Consider the following 17,257-nt stretch of genomic DNA (forward strand, 5'->3'; position numbering starts at 1 on the left):
CCAAAATGTCTGATCTGAAAACTGCCGCTCTCGAATATCACGCCAATCCTCGTCCAGGGAAGCTGAGTGTCGAGCTCACCAAGGCCACTGCTACCGCTCGCGACCTGTCGCTGGCCTACAGCCCGGGCGTAGCCGAGCCAGTACGCGAGATCGCCCGCGATCCCGAGCTGGCCTACAAGTACACCGGCAAAGGCAACCTGGTTGCAGTCATTTCCGATGGCACCGCGATTCTCGGCCTGGGTAACCTCGGCCCATTGGCTTCCAAGCCAGTGATGGAAGGTAAAGGCGTACTGTTCAAGCGCTTCGCCGGCATCGACGTTTTCGACATCGAAGTCGACTCCGAAAGCCCGCAGGCCTTCATCGACACCGTCAAGCGCATCTCCATCACCTTCGGTGGCATCAACCTGGAAGACATCAAGGCACCCGAGTGCTTTGAAATCGAACGCGCTCTGATCGAGCAGTGCGATATTCCGGTATTCCACGATGACCAGCACGGCACCGCTATCGTGACCGCGGCCGGCATGATCAACGCCCTGGAAATCGCTGGCAAAACCCTGTCTGAAGCCAAGATCGTCTGCCTGGGTGCCGGCGCTGCCGCCATCTCCTGCATGAAGTTGCTGGTGAGCATGGGTGCCAACATCGAAAACATCTACATGGTCGACCGTACCGGCGTGATCCACTCCGGCCGTGACGACCTGAACCAGTACAAGGCTGTGTTCGCTCACGCGACCGACAAGCGCACCCTGGCTGATGCCCTGCAAGGCGCTGACGTGTTCGTAGGCCTGTCCGGCCCGAACCTGCTGAGCCCTGAAGGCCTGCTGTCGATGGCGCCGAACCCGATCGTGTTCGCGTGCTCCAACCCTGATCCGGAAATCTCCCCGGAGCTGGCACACGCCACCCGTAGCGACGTGATCATGGCCACCGGTCGTTCCGACTACCCGAACCAGGTCAACAACGTACTGGGCTTCCCGTTCATCTTCCGTGGTGCCCTGGACGTTCGCGCCAAGCGCATCAACGAAGAGATGAAAGTGGCTGCGGCCAACGCCCTGCGCGAACTGGCCAAGCTGCCAGTGCCTCAGGAAGTGTGCGACGCCTATGGCGGCATCAAGTTGGAATTCGGCCGTGAGTACATCATTCCGAAGCCAATGGATGCCCGTCTGATCACCCTGATCTCCGATGCCGTAGCCAAAGCTGCCATCGAGACCGGCGTGGCGACCCTGCCGTATCCGAAGAACTACCCGCTGAAAAGCGTGGATGATGTGTTCAACGGCTAAGCCGTTGTAGTGCTTCAATCGATAGCCCCGGCTCATTTGAGTCGGGGCTTTTTATTGCCTGCTGCTTATGTGTTGTCTATACAGGCCTCTTCGCGGGCAAGCCCGCTCCCACAGGATTTTGTGTTGTTCGCAGACCTTGTGCACGCCAACGATCCACTGTGGGAGCGGGCTTGCCCGCGAAGGGGCCGGACCAGGCAACATCAAAACCGGCAGGCACAAAAAGCCCCGCTCTTCTTTCGAAGGCGGGGCTTTTCATCATTGCTGCAATCAGAACAAATCGATTGGCGCAGCTTCATCCGCTGGCAACGGACTGCCTGGCGCATTGCCATTGCCGAGCTCGTTGCCCGACGGCGGCGTATCTTCGGCCTTGAACAGCTCGAAGTAGGCGCCTGGCGTGCCCGGGCTGGCCGCGCGACCGCTGACCGGATCGACTCGCAGGCTGAGGAGGCCTTCCGGCTCCGCTTGCGTATGCGGCGGCTTGCCTTTGAGTGCAGCGCCCATGTAGTTCATCCAGATCGGCAGCGCGACGGTGCCGCCGAATTCCTTGCGGCCCAGGCTTTCCGGCTGGTCGAAACCGGTCCATACGGTGGTCACGTAATCGGCGTTGTAGCCGGAGAACCAGGCGTCCTTGGATTCGTTGGTCGTACCGGTCTTGCCGGCAATGTCCGGGCGGCCCAAGGCCAGTGCGCGACGACCGGTGCCGAGCTTGATCACGTCCTCAAGCATGCTGTTGAGGATGTACGTGGTGCGCCCGTCAACGATGCGTTCGGCCACGGCGGGTGCCTGTGGTGTCGGCGCAGCAGCGCCAGGGACTTCGCCCGGCGTTGCATTGACCGTGAAGGCTTGAGGGGCGGGTGCGGCAATGCCATCGCTGGCAGCGCCGCCCTGAGGCACGCTCGGCGGGTTGGCGACGAACAAAGTGTCGCCGTTGCGGCTTTCAATCCTGTCGATGATGTACGGGGTGATCTTGTAGCCCCCGTTGGCGAAGGTGCTCCAGCCGGTGGCGATCTCCATTGGCGTCAGGGTCGCGGTGCCCAGTGCCAGGGACAGGTTGGGTGGCAGGTCCTGTTTGTTGAAGCCGAAGCGAGCGATGTAGTCGATGGTCTTGCCAACACCCATCGCTTGCAGCAAACGGATCGACACCAGGTTGCGCGACTTGTACAGAGCTTCACGCAGGCGGATCGGGCCGAGGAACGTGTTGGTGTCGTTTTTCGGCCGCCAGACTTTGTCCAGGTACTCGTCGACGAATACGATCGGGGCATCGTTCACCAGGCTGGAGGCGGTGTAGCCGTTATCCAGTGCGGCGGCGTAGACGAACGGTTTGAAGCTCGAACCCGGCTGGCGCTTGGCCTGCAGTGCGCGGTTGTAGTTGCTCTGTTCAAAGGCGAAGCCGCCAACCAGGGCGCGAATGGCACCGTTCTGTGGGTCCAGGGACACCAGCGCGCCCTGGGCCTGCGGGATCTGGCTGAACTTCAGCGAGTTGTCCGGCTGACGCTGCACGCGAATCAGGTCACCGACCTGGGCCACGTCCGAAGGCTGCTTCGGGTTGGCGCCCATGCTGTTGGTGTTCAGGAACGGACGGGCCCACTTCATGGTGTCCCAGTTGACGTGTTCCTGGCCGGTGCGGGTCAGCACCTGCAGGCCGCTCTTGTCGACCTGGGTCACGATGGCCGGTTCCAGGCCGCTGATGGTGCGTTGCTTGGTCAGCTCGGTTACCCAGGCTTCACGCGTCTTGCCCGGAAGCCGCGACTCGGGGCCGCGATAGCCGTGGCGCTGATCGTAAGTCATCAGGCCTTCGTGGACTGCGGTGTTGGCCAGTTCCTGGAGGTCGCTCGGCACCGTGGTGGTGACGCGGAAGCCTTCGGTATACGCGTCGCTGCCATAACGCCCGACCATTTCGGCACGGGCCATTTCGGCGATGTACGGCGCGTTCACTTCCGGAGTCGGTACGTGATAGCTGGCGTTCAGCGGCTCGTTGATCGCGGCGGTGTAGTCGGCCTCGGTGATTTTGCCGAGCTTGTACATGCGCCCCAGGATCCAGTCGCGACGTTCCTTGCTGCGCGCCGGGTTGGCCAGCGGGTTGAAGCGCGACGGCGCCTTGGGCAGGCCGGCAATCATTGCCATCTGCGCCAGGCTGACATCGCGGATCGATTTGCCGTAATAGACCTGCGCCGCCGCCTCGATGCCGTAGGCACGGTTACCCAGGTAGATCTTGTTGACGTACAGCTCGAGGATCTCGTCCTTGGTCAACTGTCGTTCGATCTGCAGGGCCAGCAGGATTTCGGTGGTCTTGCGCGAAAAGCTGCGTTCGCTGGTCAGGAAGAAGTTCTTCGCCACCTGCATGGTGATCGTGCTGCCACCGGACTGGATGTGTCCGCTTTTGACCAACTGGGTCGCGGCACGCATCAGGCTGCTGGGATCGACGCCATAGTGGTTGGCGAAATTGTCGTCTTCAGCACTTAGTAACGCATTAATGAAATTGGGGGGAATGTCGGCGAAACGGATCGGTGTGCGGCGCATTTCGCCGAACTCTGCGATCAACTTGTTATCGCTGCTGTAGACCCGCAAAGGAATCTGCAACTGGATGCTTCTCAGCGCCTCCACGGACGGCAGCCCGGGACTAAGGTAGAGGTACGCCCCGCTCAGACCCAGAAGGAGTCCGCAGAAAACCGCGACGATGGACCAACCGAAAAACTTCAGCAGACGAATCAAGGCTTTTGGATATCCAGGGCAAAAATGAATTGGGCAACAGGGTTCAGGCTAAATGAGAACAACCCGCGCTTGAGCAAATGCGGAAAAAAACGCTGGGCATTATAAGCATTTTTCTGATCGGGAGCGCGGTTGGCGCTGCTGTCAAGACGGGCGGATTGAACGCAATGGACATTGCAGAGTCCGTAACTCACGGAAAGTCATAGGGAATTGGTAGTGCCGGGACTCTTCAACAAAAAATCCAGTACGCTCCTGGGAATCGATATCAGCTCTACCTCGGTAAAGCTTCTGGAATTGAGCCGCCAGGGCGAACGCTACCGGGTCGAAGCTTATGCGGTCGAGCCGTTGCCGGTCGGCGCGGTGATCGAAAAGAACATTGCTGACCTCGAAGGCGTGGGGCTGGCCCTTTCGCGCGCGCTGACCAGGGCCAGAACCGGCCTCAAGGGCGTGGCCGTGGCTGTGGCAGGCTCGGCAGTAATCACCAAGATCATCGAAATGGATGCCGCTCTTTCCGAAGACGAGTTGGAAAGCCAGCTGAAGATCGAGGCGGATCAATACATCCCTTATCCCCTGGATGAAGTCGCGATCGACTTTGAAGTCCAGGGTTCCTCCGCGCGCAATCCGGAGCGCGTCAACGTGCTGCTCGCGGCTTGCCGCAAGGAAAACGTCGAGGTCCGCGAGGCCGCCCTGGCCCTGGCTGGGCTGACCGCCCGCGTAGTCGATGTCGAGGCCTATGCACTGGAGCGCTCATTCGGGTTGCTGGCCAGTCGGCTAGCGGTCTCCGAGAAACCGTTGACGGTCGCAGTAGTGGATATCGGCGCCACCATGACCACTCTGAGCGTGCTGCACGACGGGCGAATTATCTACACCCGCGAGCAGCTGTTCGGCGGTCGGCAGTTGACCGGGGAAATCCAGCGTCGCTATGGCCTGACGCTGGAGCAGGCGAGTCTGGCGCAAAGGAAGGGCGGCCTGCCGGATGACTATGCCGGTGAGGTCTTGCAGCCATTTCAACAGGCACTGGTGCAGCAGGTTTCGCGCTCGTTGCAATTCTTCTTTGCCGCCGGCCAGTACAGCGCCGTCGACCATATCCTGCTGGCCGGCGGTACCGCGTCGGTCCCGGGGCTGGACGGTTTGGTCGAGCAGCAATTGGGCACGCCGACCCAGATCGCGAATCCTTTCTCCGCAATGACGCTGGGCAGCAAGGTCAATGGTGCTGCCCTGGCGAGTGATGCCCCGGCGTTGATGATCGCCTGTGGTCTTGCCCTCAGGAGCTTCGACTGATGGGGCGGATCAACCTTTTACCCTGGCGCGAGGAACGGCGTGAAGTCCGCCGCAAACGCTTTCTGCTGGTCCTGGTGGTTGCTATGGCGGGCACTATGGGCGCAGTGCTGGTTGCCAACCAGGCCATCAGTCGTGCCATCGACCGGCAAATCGTCCGTAACGATTACATTGGCAGGCAAATCGCCGTGGTCGATGAGCGGATCACACAGATCAATGATCTCAAGGAGCGCCGCCAGCAACTGGTCGAGCGCATGCGCATCATCCAGGACCTGCAAGACAACCGCCAAATCAGCGGGCGAATATTTGACCAGTTGGCGCGAGCACTGCCTGACGGCGTGTATTTCACCGAAGTGAGAATGGCCGCAAAGACCTTGTCCATCACCGGTGCCGCGCAATCCAACAGCCGTGTTTCAGACTTGATGCGCAACCTCGAGGCATCAGACTGGTTCGATGCGCCGAGCCTGACTGAAGTCAAGGCCGCCGCTGCCGGTCAGGTGGCGCAGGCCAACATCTTCCAGTTGACCGTTCGCCAGACTCAACCCGCAGCACCGGAGGGCGGCAAATGAGCCTGTCCGAATGGTTCGAAGAGTTGCGCAAGATCGACTTCAACGATCTGGACACCGGCAACATGGGGGCCTGGCCGCCGGTGATCAAGTGTCTGGTGGCCGGTTTGCTCATGCTTGTGGTGCTGGTCTTGGGCTACAACTTTTCCACTCGTGACCTCGAGAGCCAGCTCGATCTGAAGCGCGAGGAAGAGTCGACGCTCAAGGAGCAGTTCGCCGGCAAAGCCCGTATGGCGGCGAATCTCGATCTCTACACCCAGCAGTTGAAAGAGATGGAGAACGCTTTCGGCGTGCTGTTGCGGCAACTTCCCGGCGACACCGAAGTGCCCGGCTTGCTGGAAGACATCACGCGTACAGGCCTGGGCAGTGGCCTGGAGTTCGAGGAGATCAAGCTGCTGCCGGAGGTCGCCCAGCCGTTCTACGTCGAGTTGCCGATCCAGATCACGGTCACCGGCGGTTACCACGACCTGGCCACCTTCGTCAGTGGTGTGGCCGGGTTGCCGCGAATCGTCACCTTGCACGATTTCGACCTTGCCCCCGTCAGTCCCCAGGGTGCTCCGAAACTGCGCTTGAGTATCCTCGCCAAGACCTACCGCTACAGCGAAACGGGGCGACATCAATGACCCCGGCGCGTTGTTTTTCGATGGTGCTGTTGCTGTCTGTTCTGTCCGGCTGTGGCGCTGGCGATGACTACAGCGATCTGGACGCCTACCTGAGCGAAATACGCCTGCGCGGCCCGGGCAGTATTGAACCAACGCCGGTATTCCGGTCTTACCCGACATTCATCTACGACGCAGCGAACCTGCGCAGTCCGTTTTCACCACAGCTCAGCACTGATCTGGCGGCCCATCGGCGGGGTTCGCGCAACGTCAAACCCGACCCTGACCGGGTCAGGCAATACCTCGAAGGTTTCAACATCGAGCAGTTTGAAATGGTCGGCACCCTTTCCAATGCAAAGGGCTCTTTTGCCCTGTTGCGCGGGGCGGGTGGCGTGCACCGCCTGAAGGTCGGTGATTACCTGGGGCGTAACGACGGACGAGTCGTTGCGATCAGTGGTTCGCAAGTCGATGTGGTTGAAATTGTTCCTGATGGTCAGGGTGCGTGGCTGGAGCGTCCCCGGACCATCCCTTTGAAAGAGCCCTCATAGTGGAACCCGAATAATGAACAGGATTTTTTCCGCCTTCGGCCTTTCGCTATGGATAGCGATGTTGTCGCCGATGGTACAAGCGGCCAATCTCAAGGCGCTGGATGTCGCTGCGCTGCCGGGAGACCGGGTCGAGTTGAAGTTGTCGTTCGATGCGCCGCCCCCGTTGCCTCAGGGCTACATGACTGAGTCGCCGGCCCGGATTGCGCTGGATTTGCCGGGTGTCGCCAGTCAACTGGCCAGCAAGACTCGCGATCTCGGCAGTGGAAATGCCCGTAGTGCAACGGTGGTGGAGGCCGGGGACCGTACGCGATTGATCATCAACCTGGCTCAGTCGGCCCCGTACGACTCGCGAATCGAAGGCAACAATTTGCTGGTGGTAGTCGGGCAGGGGGGCAAGCCGTCGACACCCAGGCCGGCGGCTCCGGCAATGCCGGTTCCGGCGCGAGCCGCTACGACGCCGGGCAAGGCCATTCGGGGTGTGGATTTTCAGCGAGGCACACAGGGTGAGGGCAACGTGGTGATCGACTTGTCGGACCCATCGATTGCGCCCGACATACAACAGCGCGAGGGCAAGATTATTGTCGGGTTTGCCAAAACCCGATTGCCCGAGCCGCTGCGCGTGCGTCTGGATGTTAAGGATTTCGCCACGCCCGTGCGGTTCGTCAATGCCAGCGCAAGCGGCGATCGAGCCATCATCAGCATCGAGCCCGGTGGTGCGTTCGATTACTCGACCTATCAGACCGACAGCAAGCTCACGGTCAGCGTTCGCCCGGCGACGGTCGACGACCTGCAAAAGCGCAATGCCGGGCAACAGGCTTACAGCGGCGAGAAGCTTTCGCTGAATTTCCAGGACATCGATGTGCGTTCGGTGCTGCAATTGATCGCCGACTTCACCAACCTCAACCTGGTGGCCAGCGACACGGTGCAGGGTGGCATCACATTGCGCCTGCAGAACGTGCCGTGGGATCAGGCGCTGGATCTGGTGCTGAAAACCAAGGGGTTGGACAAGCGCAAGGTCGGCAATGTCCTGCTTGTTGCGCCGGCCGATGAAATTGCTGCCCGTGAGCGTCAGGAGCTGGAATCACAAAAGCAGATTGCCGATCTGGCGCCGTTGCGCCGGGAACTGTTGCAGGTGAATTACGCCAAGGCGGCGGACATCGCCAAGCTCTTCCAGTCGGTGACCAGTGCCGAAGCGAAACCCGACGAACGGGGGTCTATCACCGTCGACGAACGCACCAACAACATCATTGCCTACCAGACCCAGGACCGGCTTGATGAGCTGCGCAGGATCGTCACGCAGCTGGATATCCCTGTGCGTCAGGTCATGATCGAGGCGCGGATTGTCGAAGCCAACGTCGACTATGACAAAAGCCTCGGGGTGCGCTGGGGCGGATCGATACAGAACAGGGGCAACTGGAACACCTCCGGTGTCAGCAATGGACTCAACGGTTCATCGACCATCGGCACGCCCGGCAGTACCAGTACCAACTCACCGTTCGTCGACATGGGCGTCGCCAACAACACCTCGGGAATCGGCATCGCGTTCATCACCGATAACGTCTTGCTGGACCTGGAACTGACGGCCATGGAGAAAACCGGCAACGGGGAAATCGTCTCGCAACCCAAGGTGGTCACGTCCGACAAGGAAACCGCCAAAATCCTCAAGGGCACCGAGATTCCCTATCAGGAGGCCAGTTCCAGTGGCGCGACTTCGGTGTCGTTCAAGGAGGCCTCGCTGTCCTTGGAGGTGACGCCGCAGATCACGCCCGACAACCGGATCATCATGGAGGTCAAGGTGACCAAGGACGAACCGGACTACCTGAACAAGGTCCAGGATGTACCGCCGATCAAGAAAAACGAAGTCAACGCCAAGGTCCTGGTCAATGATGGCGAGACCATCGTCATTGGCGGCGTTTTCTCAAATACTCAGAGCAAGGTCGTAGATAAGGTGCCATTTCTTGGCGATGTGCCGTATCTTGGCCGCCTTTTCCGGCGTGATGTGGTTTCGGAGAAAAAATCCGAGCTGTTGGTATTCCTCACTCCGCGTATCATGAATAATCAGGCGATTGCTGTGAGTCATTGATTCTGTGCGAAATTTGATTCTTGTAGGACCGATGGGTGCTGGAAAAAGCACCATCGGCCGGTTGCTGGCCAAAGAGCTGCGCCTGCCATTCAAAGATTCCGATAAGGAAATTGAATTGCGCACGGGCGCCAATATCCCTTGGATCTTCGATAAAGAAGGCGAACCGGGCTTTCGTGATCGCGAGCAGGCAATGATTGCCGAGCTGTGCGACTACGACGGTGTGGTGCTGGCGACAGGTGGGGGCGCGGTCATGCGCGAAGCCAATCGTCGGGCACTGCATGCCGGTGGGCGGGTGGTTTATCTGCATGCGTCGGTCGAGCAGCAGGTCGGTCGCACGGCCCGTGACCGCAATCGGCCATTGTTGCGTACCGCCGATCCGGCCAAGACCCTTCGGGATCTGTTGGCGATCCGCGATCCGCTTTACCGGGAAATTGCCGACCTGGTGGTCGAAACCGATGAACGACCGCCGCGAATGGTCGTACTCGACATTCTAGAGCGCCTGCAGCAGTTGCCACCCCGTTAAAGCGCCGCGCGAAATGCGCTATCCTCGGCGTCTCGCCATGACCACTCAAGGTTGTGGCGGATGGCTACCGAACGGCGTCACACCAGCAGATGCCGTGGATATTCGTTAACTCAAGGCAGGACGCCTGATTCATCTTCACTGTGGGGACACATGCAGACACTCAAGGTCGATCTAGGCGAGCGCAGCTACCCGATTCATATTGGCGAAGGTTTGTTGGATCAGCCTGAGCTGCTGGCCCCGCACATTCGCGGACGGCAAGTGGCGATCGTCTCCAACGAGACTGTTGCACCGCTTTATCTCGAGCGTCTGACCCGCAGCCTGGCGCAGTATTCGGTGATTTCCGTGGTGCTGCCCGACGGTGAAGCCTTCAAGACCTGGGAAACCCTGCAACTGATTTTCGACGGTCTGCTGACCGCGCGGCATGACCGCCGCACCACGGTGATCGCTCTCGGTGGCGGTGTGATCGGTGACATGGCCGGCTTTGCCGCCGCCTGCTACCAGCGCGGCGTCGATTTCATCCAGGTTCCGACCACGCTGCTGTCGCAAGTCGACTCCTCGGTGGGCGGCAAGACCGGGATCAACCATCCGCTGGGCAAGAACATGGTCGGCGCCTTCTATCAGCCGAACGTGGTGCTGATCGATACCACCAGCCTCAATACCCTGCCGGCGCGCGAGCTGTCCGCCGGTCTGGCCGAAGTCATCAAGTACGGGCTGATCTGTGATGAGCCGTTCCTGACCTGGCTCGAAGACAATGTCGACCGCCTGCGCAACCTGGACCAGAAAGCCCTGACCTATGCCATCGAGCGCTCCTGCGCGGCCAAGGCCGCGGTGGTCGGTGCCGATGAGAAAGAGACGGGCGTTCGTGCCACGTTGAACCTGGGCCACACTTTTGGCCACGCCATCGAAACCCACATGGGCTATGGTGTCTGGCTACATGGAGAAGCGGTGGCTGCTGGCACCGTGATGGCGCTGGAAATGTCCGCGCGACTGGGCTGGATCAGCGAGCAGGAGCGTGATCGCGGCATTCGTCTGTTCCAGCGTGCAGGGCTGCCGGTCATTCCGCCAGATGAGATGACAGAAGCCGATTTCCTCGAACATATGTCCATTGATAAAAAAGTGATCGACGGTCGTTTGCGCCTGGTGCTGCTGCGCCACATGGGTGAAGCGGTGGTGGCCGACGATTATCCGAAAGAGGTTCTACAGGCCACGCTGGGGGCAGACTACCGCGCCCTGGCTCAGCTTAAAGGTTAATAAGAACGCGATGACTAGTTTGCATGCCGACGAGGCTTTCCTCGGCCATTACCAGTTGAGTCATGACCCTTTTGCTCCACGGGTGCCTGGCTTCAAATTTTTCCCGGCCCAGCGCAAACCCGTGCTGGGACAGTTGCATCACCTGGCCCGCTACAGTCAGTTGTTGCTGGTCGTCACTGGCCCCGAGGGCAGTGGCAAGACCCTGTTGCGTCAAGCCCTGGTCGCCAGCACCAACAAGCAGTCGGTACAAAGCGTGGTGGTGTCCGCCCGTGGCGCCGGCGACGCGGCCGGTGTGCTGCGTCAGGTGGCCCAGGCGCTGAATGTCGCCCAGGCGGATGCCGACGCTATCCTGGCCCAGGTTGTGCAGCTTGCGCTCACCGGCCAGGAAGTCTATTTGCTGGTCGATGACGCCGAACAGCTCGACGAGTCCGGCCTTGAGGTACTGATGGTCCTGGCGGCCGGTGCGCCTGAAGGTCGCCCGCATGTGTTCCTGTTCGGTGAAACCTCGCTGATCGCTCAGCTTGAGGCCTTGCATCTCGAGGAAGAGCGATTCCACGTCATCGAACTGCAGCCCTATACCGAGGACGAAACCCGCGAGTATCTGGAGCAGCGGCTCGAGGGCGCTGGCCGCGGCATCGAACTTTTCACCGCGAATCAGATCTCTGATATTCACGAAAGCTCCGAAGGTTGGCCTGGCAGCATCAATCAGGTCGCTCGCGATGCAATGATCGAAGCCATGATCGCCAGCCGCTCTGCGGTCAAGCGTCCAAAAATGGGGTTCAATATGCCGAAGAAACACGTATTGGCGATTTCCGCCGTTGTCGTGGTTGCGGTAGCTGCCGCCTGGATGATGCCGGGTCGCAACAAGGCGCCGAGCACCGGTGCGCCGGCCAATGAACAGGCGCAACTGCCGCTTGGCCAGGGCCAACCAACCGCGAATGGCGGTGCTCCGGCCGTCGAATTCGCCGGCAACACGCAGCCGATGCCATTGCCGTTGGTCGGCAACTCGCAACCGGTCATGCGCGCCCCGCTGGCCGAGGCCGCAGGCGGCATCACCGAAGGCGACGATGGCGTTCCGGTTGAAGGCTCCAGCGCCACACCGCCTACAGTGACCACCACTGCGCCGCCTGTGGGCGTTCCTGCCGGCCCTGCGCCGACACCAGCGGCCAAGCCTGCACCTGCGCCGACTCAGGTCGCCACGGCCAAGCCAGCGCCAGCTCCAGTGGCCAAGCCTGCTCCAGCGCCAGCCAAGCCAGCCGTTGCTGCGGCGGCCAAGCCTGCCGAGAAACCGGCTCCGGCAGCCAAGGCGGCGGGTGGCACCTGGTACGCCGGTCAGGCACCGGGCAACTACGTGGTGCAAATCCTCGGCACCAGCTCCGAGACCGCCGCACAAAGCTTCGTCAAGGAGCAGGGCGGCGAGTACCGTTATTTCAAGAAAGTCCTCAATGGCAAGCCGCTCTACGTGATCACCTACGGCAACTTCGCCAATCGTGATGCAGCCGTTTCCGCCATCAAGGCCTTGCCAGCGAAGGTTCAGGCTGGTAAACCTTGGCCTCGCACTGTCGCCAGCGTCCAACAGGAACTGGCAACAACTCGCTGAAGATTCGGCGGCCTTACCCAGGCCGCCTCTCCAAGCACCTCAAAATTTCTACAAGTGCGCGCCGCCTTCCGGGCTGCGTGCCTTGTGGTGTCTGCGTCACAGTAGTCTTTGAGTCGTTGCGGTCAAAATTAAAAAAGTTTTGACTAGCACAGCATATCGCTTTAAACCTTTCACAAATGCGACATGGATTTGCGACATTTCGTCGTCAAATTTGTGAGGCCAAGTGTCGGTGTGTACAATGACCTCCCTTTTGTCCCCGCAAAGCTGGCGTACGTTCGGCGCGGATGGCAAGTGGTTGAATTGAAAAGAAATTTGCCTCGTAAAGAGGCAGCCTGGTGAGAAAGTGTCTATGAAAGCAGGTCTGTACCAACCAGATGAATTCAAGGATAACTGCGGTTTCGGCCTGATAGCCCATATGCAGGGCGAGCCCAGTCATACCCTTTTGCAAACGGCCATCGAGGCCCTGACCTGCATGACCCACCGCGGTGGGATTAATGCCGACGGCAAGACCGGTGACGGTTGCGGTCTGCTGATTCAAAAGCCGGACGTGTTCCTGCGAGCGATCGCCCAGGAAACCTTCGGCGTCGAAATGCCCAAGCAATATGCGGTGGGCATGGTCTTCTTCAACCAGGACCCGGTCAAAGCCGAAGCCGCTCGCGAGAACATGAACCGCGAGATCCTGGCCGCCGGCCTGCAACTGGTCGGCTGGCGCAAAGTGCCGATCGACACCAGCGTCCTCGGCCGCCTGGCCCTTGAGCGTCTGCCGCAGATCGAGCAAGTGTTCATCGGTGGTGAAGGCCTGAGCGACCAGGACATGGCCGTCAAGCTGTTCACCTCCCGTCGTCGCTCGTCCGTGGCCAACGCCGCCGACACCGACCACTACGTCTGCAGCTTTTCGCACAAGACCATCATTTACAAAGGCCTGATGATGCCGGCGGACTTGACCGCCTTCTATCCGGACCTGAGCGATGAGCGCCTGCAAACTTCGATTTGCGTGTTCCACCAGCGCTTCTCCACCAACACCCTGCCGAAATGGCCGCTGGCTCAACCGTTCCGCTTCCTGGCGCACAACGGCGAGATCAACACCATCACCGGTAACCGCAACTGGGCCGTGGCCCGTCGCACCAAGTTCACCAACGACCTGATGGACCTGGAAGAACTCGGCCCGCTGGTCAACCGCGTGGGTTCCGACTCCTCGAGCATGGACAACATGCTGGAGCTGATGGTCACCGGCGGCATCGACCTGTTCCGTGGCGTGCGGATGATCATTCCGCCAGCGTGGCAGAACGTCGAGACCATGGACCCGGATCTGCGTGCGTTCTACGAATACAACTCGATGCACATGGAGCCGTGGGACGGCCCGGCCGGCGTGGTAATGACCGACGGTCGCTACGCGGTGTGCCTGCTCGACCGTAACGGTCTGCGTCCGGCGCGTTGGGTCACCACCAAGAACGGCTTCATCACCCTGGCCTCGGAAATCGGTGTCTGGAACTACCAGCCTGAAGACGTGATCGCCAAGGGTCGTGTGGGACCTGGCCAGATCTTTGCCGTGGACACCGAGACCGGTCAGATCCTCGACACCGATGCGATCGACAACCGTCTGAAGTCCCGTCATCCGTACAAGCAATGGCTGCGCAAGAATGCCCTGCGCATCCAGGCGACCATGGAAGACAACGACCACGGTTCGGCGTTCTACGACGTCGACCAGCTCAAGCAATACATGAAGATGTACCAGGTCACGTTCGAAGAGCGCGATCAGGTGCTGCGTCCGCTCGGCGAACAGGGCTACGAAGCCGTGGGCTCGATGGGCGACGATACGCCGATGGCCGTGCTGTCCCAGCGCGTGCGCACGCCGTACGACTATTTCCGCCAGCAGTTCGCGCAGGTCACCAACCCGCCGATCGACCCGCTGCGCGAAGCCATCGTCATGTCGCTGGAAATCTGCCTCGGTGCCGAGCGCAACATTTTCCAGGAGTCGCCGGAACACGCCTCGCGCGTGATCCTCAGCTCGCCGGTCATTTCCCCGGCCAAGTGGCGCTCGCTGATGAACCTCGATCGTCCGGGCTTCGAGCGCGCGATCATCGATCTGAACTACGACGAAAGCGTCGGCCTCGAAGCGGCCATCCGCAACGTCGCCGATCAGGCTGAAGAAGCCGTGCGCGCCGGTCGTACCCAGGTCGTGCTGAGCGACCGTCACATTGCCCCGGGCAAGTTGCCGATCCACGCGTCCCTGGCTACCGGCGCGGTGCACCACCGCCTGACCGAAAAAGGCCTGCGTTGCGACTCCAACATCCTGGTGGAAACTGCGACCGCTCGCGATCCGCATCACTTCGCCGTGTTGATCGGTTTCGGTGCCTCTGCCGTTTATCCGTTCCTGGCTTACGAAGTGCTCGGTGACCTGATCCGTACCGGTGAAGTACTGGGCGACCTCTACGAGGTGTTCAAGAACTACCGTAAAGGCATCACCAAGGGCCTGCTGAAAATCCTGTCGAAGATGGGTATCTCGACCATCACTTCGTATCGCGGTGCGCAGTTGTTCGAGGCCATCGGCCTGTCCGAGGAAGTCTGCAACCTGAGCTTCCGTGGCGTGCCAAGCCGCATCAAGGGCGCGCGTTTCGTCGACATCGAGGCCGAGCAGAAAGCCTTGGCCACCGAAGCCTGGAGCCCGCGCAAGCCGATCCAACAAGGCGGTCTGCTGAAGTTCGTCCACGGTGGCGAATACCACGCGTACAACCCGGACGTGGTCAACACTCTGCAAGCCGCTGTGCAGCAGGGCGACTACAGCAAGTTCAAGGAATACACCTCGCTGGTGGATAACCGCCCGGTGTCGATGATCCGCGACCTGCTGAAAGTCAAAACCCTCGACACTCCGTTGGATATCAGCGAGATCGAACCGCTGGAATCGGTGCTCAAGCGCTTCGACTCCGCCGGTATCTCCCTGGGCGCGCTGTCGCCGGAAGCTCACGAAGCCCTGGCCGAAGCCATGAACCGCCTCGGTGCGCGTTCCAACTCCGGCGAAGGCGGCGAAGACCCGGCGCGCTACGGCACCATCAAGAGCTCGAAAATCAAGCAGGTTGCGACTGGCCGCTTCGGTGTGACCCCGGAATACCTCGTCAACGCCGAAGTGCTGCAGATCAAGGTCGCCCAGGGCGCCAAGCCGGGCGAGGGCGGTCAACTGCCGGGCGGTAAAGTGAACGGTCTGATCGCCAAACTGCGTTACGCAGTGCCCGGCGTGACCCTGATTTCGCCACCGCCGCACCACGACATCTACTCGATCGAAGACTTGTCGCAGCTGATTTTCGACCTGAAACAAGTCAACCCGAAGGCGCTGGTTTCGGTGAAGCTGGTAGCGGAAGCCGGCGTCGGCACCATTGCCGCCGGTGTGGCCAAGGCCTACGCGGACTTGATCACCATCTCCGGCTACGACGGCGGCACCGGTGCATCGCCGCTGACCTCGATCAAGTACGCGGGCGCACCGTGGGAACTCGGCCTGGCCGAAACCCACCAGACCCTGCGCGGCAACGACCTGCGTGGCAAAGTCCGGGTACAGACCGACGGCGGCCTGAAAACCGGCCTCGACGTGATCAAGGCGGCCATCCTCGGCGCTGAAAGCTTCGGCTTCGGCACCGCACCGATGATCGCCCTGGGCTGCAAATACCTGCGTATCTGCCACCTGAACAACTGCGCCACCGGCGTTGCGACCCAGAACGAGAAGCTGCGCAAGGACCACTACATCGGTACCGTCGACATGGTGGTGAACTTCTTCACCTACGTCGCCGAAGAAACCCGTGAGTGGCTGGCCAAGCTGGGCGTGCGTTCCCTCGAGGAACTGATCGGCCGTACCGATCTGCTGGAGGTCCTCGAAGGCCAGACCGCCAAGCAGCATCACCTGGACCTGACTCCGTTGCTGGGCAGCGACCACGTGCCGGCGGACAAGCCGCAGTTCTGTGGCGTAGACCGCAACCCGCCGTTCGACAAAGGCCTGCTGGCCGAGAAGATGGTCGACATGGCCACCTCGGCGATCAACGACCTGAGCGGCGCTGAATTCGCTCTGGATATCTGCAACTGCGACCGTTCCATCGGTGCACGGATCTCCGGCGAAATCGCGCGCAAGCACGGCAACCAGGGCATGGCCAACGCGCCGATCACCTTCCGCTTCAAGGGCACAGCGGGCCAGAGCTTCGGCGTGTGGAACGCCGGCGGCTTGAACATGTACCTGGAAGGCGACGCCAACGACTACGTCGGCAAGGGCATGACCGGCGGCAAGCTGGTGATCGTTCCGCCGAAGGGCAGCGTCTACCGCACCCAGGACAGTGCCATCATCGGCAACACCTGCCTGTACGGCGCTACCGGCGGCAAGCTGTTCGCCGCTGGCACCGCGGGCGAGCGCTTCGCCGTGCGTAACTCCGGTGCCCACACGGTGGTGGAAGGCACTGGCGATCACTGCTGCGAGTACATGACCGGTGGTTTCGTCTGCGTGTTGGGCAAGACCGGTTACAACTTCGGCTCTGGCATGACCGGCGGTTTCGCCTACGTGCTCGACCAGGACAACACCTTCGTTGACCGGGTCAACCACGAACTGGTGGAAATCCAGCGGATCAGCGGCGAGGCGATGGAAGCCTACCGTAGCCACCTGCAACGCGTGCTGAACGAGTACGTCGAGGAAACCGACAGCGAGTGGGGTCGTGAACTCGCCGAGAACCTCGATGATTACGTGCGCCGTTTCTGGCTGGTCAAGCCCAAGGCTGCCAACCTGAAGTCGTTGCTTTCCAGCACCCGTGCCAACCCGCAGTGATATGCGCCTGAAGAGTTTGATGAGGTTTTAA

General features: G+C 60.8%; 11 protein-coding genes. 10 read left to right on the forward strand and 1 reads right to left on the reverse strand.

The genetic code is table 11. The annotated features are described in order from the left end of the window. Nucleotides 1-5 precede the first annotated feature (5 nt). Nucleotides 6-1,274 carry a malic enzyme-like NAD(P)-binding protein gene (locus KW841_RS10760; protein WP_104451108.1) on the forward strand — a complete coding sequence of 423 codons (1,269 nt, stop codon included), beginning with the start codon at nt 6-8 and terminating at the stop codon, nt 1,272-1,274. A gap of 267 nt (nt 1,275-1,541) precedes the next feature. Here KW841_RS10760 and KW841_RS10765 read toward each other — a convergent pair whose 3' ends face one another. Further along, entirely contained in the window at nt 1,542-3,983 is a 2,442-nt protein-coding gene (locus KW841_RS10765; RefSeq protein ID WP_371319508.1) for a penicillin-binding protein 1A, read from the reverse strand. Nucleotides 3,984-4,199: 216 nt separating this feature from the next. On the opposite strand from KW841_RS10765, the gene KW841_RS10770 reads away from it, so the two are divergent. The 9 genes from KW841_RS10770 (at nt 4,200) to gltB (ending at nt 17,226) form a co-directional block, all read left to right on the forward strand. After that, entirely contained in the window at nt 4,200-5,264 is a 1,065-nt protein-coding gene (locus KW841_RS10770; RefSeq protein WP_218475837.1) for a pilus assembly protein PilM, read from the forward strand. Beyond that, nucleotides 5,264-5,830: a PilN domain-containing protein gene (locus KW841_RS10775; protein WP_218475839.1), complete on the forward strand. Its 567-nt coding sequence runs from the start codon at nt 5,264-5,266 to the stop codon at nt 5,828-5,830. Before KW841_RS10770 ends, KW841_RS10775 begins: the two co-directional genes overlap by 1 nt. Continuing rightward, complete coding sequence (locus KW841_RS10780) at nt 5,827-6,450, forward strand: type 4a pilus biogenesis protein PilO (protein ID WP_218475841.1); 624 nt, start codon at nt 5,827-5,829, stop codon at nt 6,448-6,450. The genes KW841_RS10775 and KW841_RS10780 overlap by 4 nt, the downstream gene beginning before the upstream one ends. Continuing rightward, nucleotides 6,447-6,974: a pilus assembly protein PilP gene (locus KW841_RS10785; protein ID WP_218475843.1), complete on the forward strand. Its 528-nt coding sequence runs from the start codon at nt 6,447-6,449 to the stop codon at nt 6,972-6,974. The genes KW841_RS10780 and KW841_RS10785 overlap by 4 nt, the downstream gene beginning before the upstream one ends. A 13-nt stretch (nt 6,975-6,987) precedes the next feature. Further along, nucleotides 6,988-9,057: a type IV pilus secretin PilQ gene (gene pilQ, locus KW841_RS10790; RefSeq protein ID WP_218475845.1), complete on the forward strand. Its 2,070-nt coding sequence runs from the start codon at nt 6,988-6,990 to the stop codon at nt 9,055-9,057. Nucleotides 9,058-9,061: 4 nt separating this feature from the next. After that, complete coding sequence (aroK, locus tag KW841_RS10795; protein ID WP_015093141.1) at nt 9,062-9,580, forward strand: shikimate kinase AroK; 519 nt, start codon at nt 9,062-9,064, stop codon at nt 9,578-9,580. 150 nt (nt 9,581-9,730) lie between these two features. Then, the gene (gene aroB / locus KW841_RS10800; RefSeq protein WP_218475847.1) at nt 9,731-10,831 is read left to right on the forward strand and encodes a 3-dehydroquinate synthase; all 1,101 of its coding nucleotides are present in this window, start codon (nt 9,731-9,733) and stop codon (nt 10,829-10,831) included. A gap of 10 nt (nt 10,832-10,841) precedes the next feature. Then, a complete protein-coding gene (locus KW841_RS10805; RefSeq protein ID WP_218475850.1) occupies nt 10,842-12,431 on the forward strand; it encodes an AAA family ATPase in 1,590 nt (529 codons plus the stop codon). 349 nt (nt 12,432-12,780) lie between these two features. Further along, nucleotides 12,781-17,226, forward strand: coding sequence for a glutamate synthase large subunit (gene gltB, locus KW841_RS10810; protein ID WP_116580782.1), 4,446 nt, complete (start codon nt 12,781-12,783; stop codon nt 17,224-17,226). Nucleotides 17,227-17,257: the final 31 nt, after the last annotated feature.

It is taken from the genome of Pseudomonas sp. PDM28, from assembly GCF_019219115.1.
Lineage (GTDB): Bacteria > Pseudomonadota > Gammaproteobacteria > Pseudomonadales > Pseudomonadaceae > Aquipseudomonas > Aquipseudomonas laurylsulfatiphila.

What these genes read in the sequence shown, in the direction of transcription:
- pilQ (WP_218475845.1), top strand. Translation starts at nt 6,988, where the DNA reads ATGAACAGGATTTTTTCCGCCTTCGGCCTTTCGCTATGGATAGCGATG.
- KW841_RS10805 (WP_218475850.1), top strand. Translation starts at nt 10,842, where the DNA reads ATGACTAGTTTGCATGCCGACGAGGCTTTCCTCGGCCATTACCAGTTG.
- KW841_RS10760 (WP_104451108.1), top strand. Translation starts at nt 6, where the DNA reads ATGTCTGATCTGAAAACTGCCGCTCTCGAATATCACGCCAATCCTCGT.
- aroB (WP_218475847.1), top strand. Translation starts at nt 9,731, where the DNA reads ATGCAGACACTCAAGGTCGATCTAGGCGAGCGCAGCTACCCGATTCAT.
- gltB (WP_116580782.1), top strand. Translation starts at nt 12,781, where the DNA reads ATGAAAGCAGGTCTGTACCAACCAGATGAATTCAAGGATAACTGCGGT.
- KW841_RS10780 (WP_218475841.1), top strand. Translation starts at nt 5,827, where the DNA reads ATGAGCCTGTCCGAATGGTTCGAAGAGTTGCGCAAGATCGACTTCAAC.
- KW841_RS10785 (WP_218475843.1), top strand. Translation starts at nt 6,447, where the DNA reads ATGACCCCGGCGCGTTGTTTTTCGATGGTGCTGTTGCTGTCTGTTCTG.
- KW841_RS10775 (WP_218475839.1), top strand. Translation starts at nt 5,264, where the DNA reads ATGGGGCGGATCAACCTTTTACCCTGGCGCGAGGAACGGCGTGAAGTC.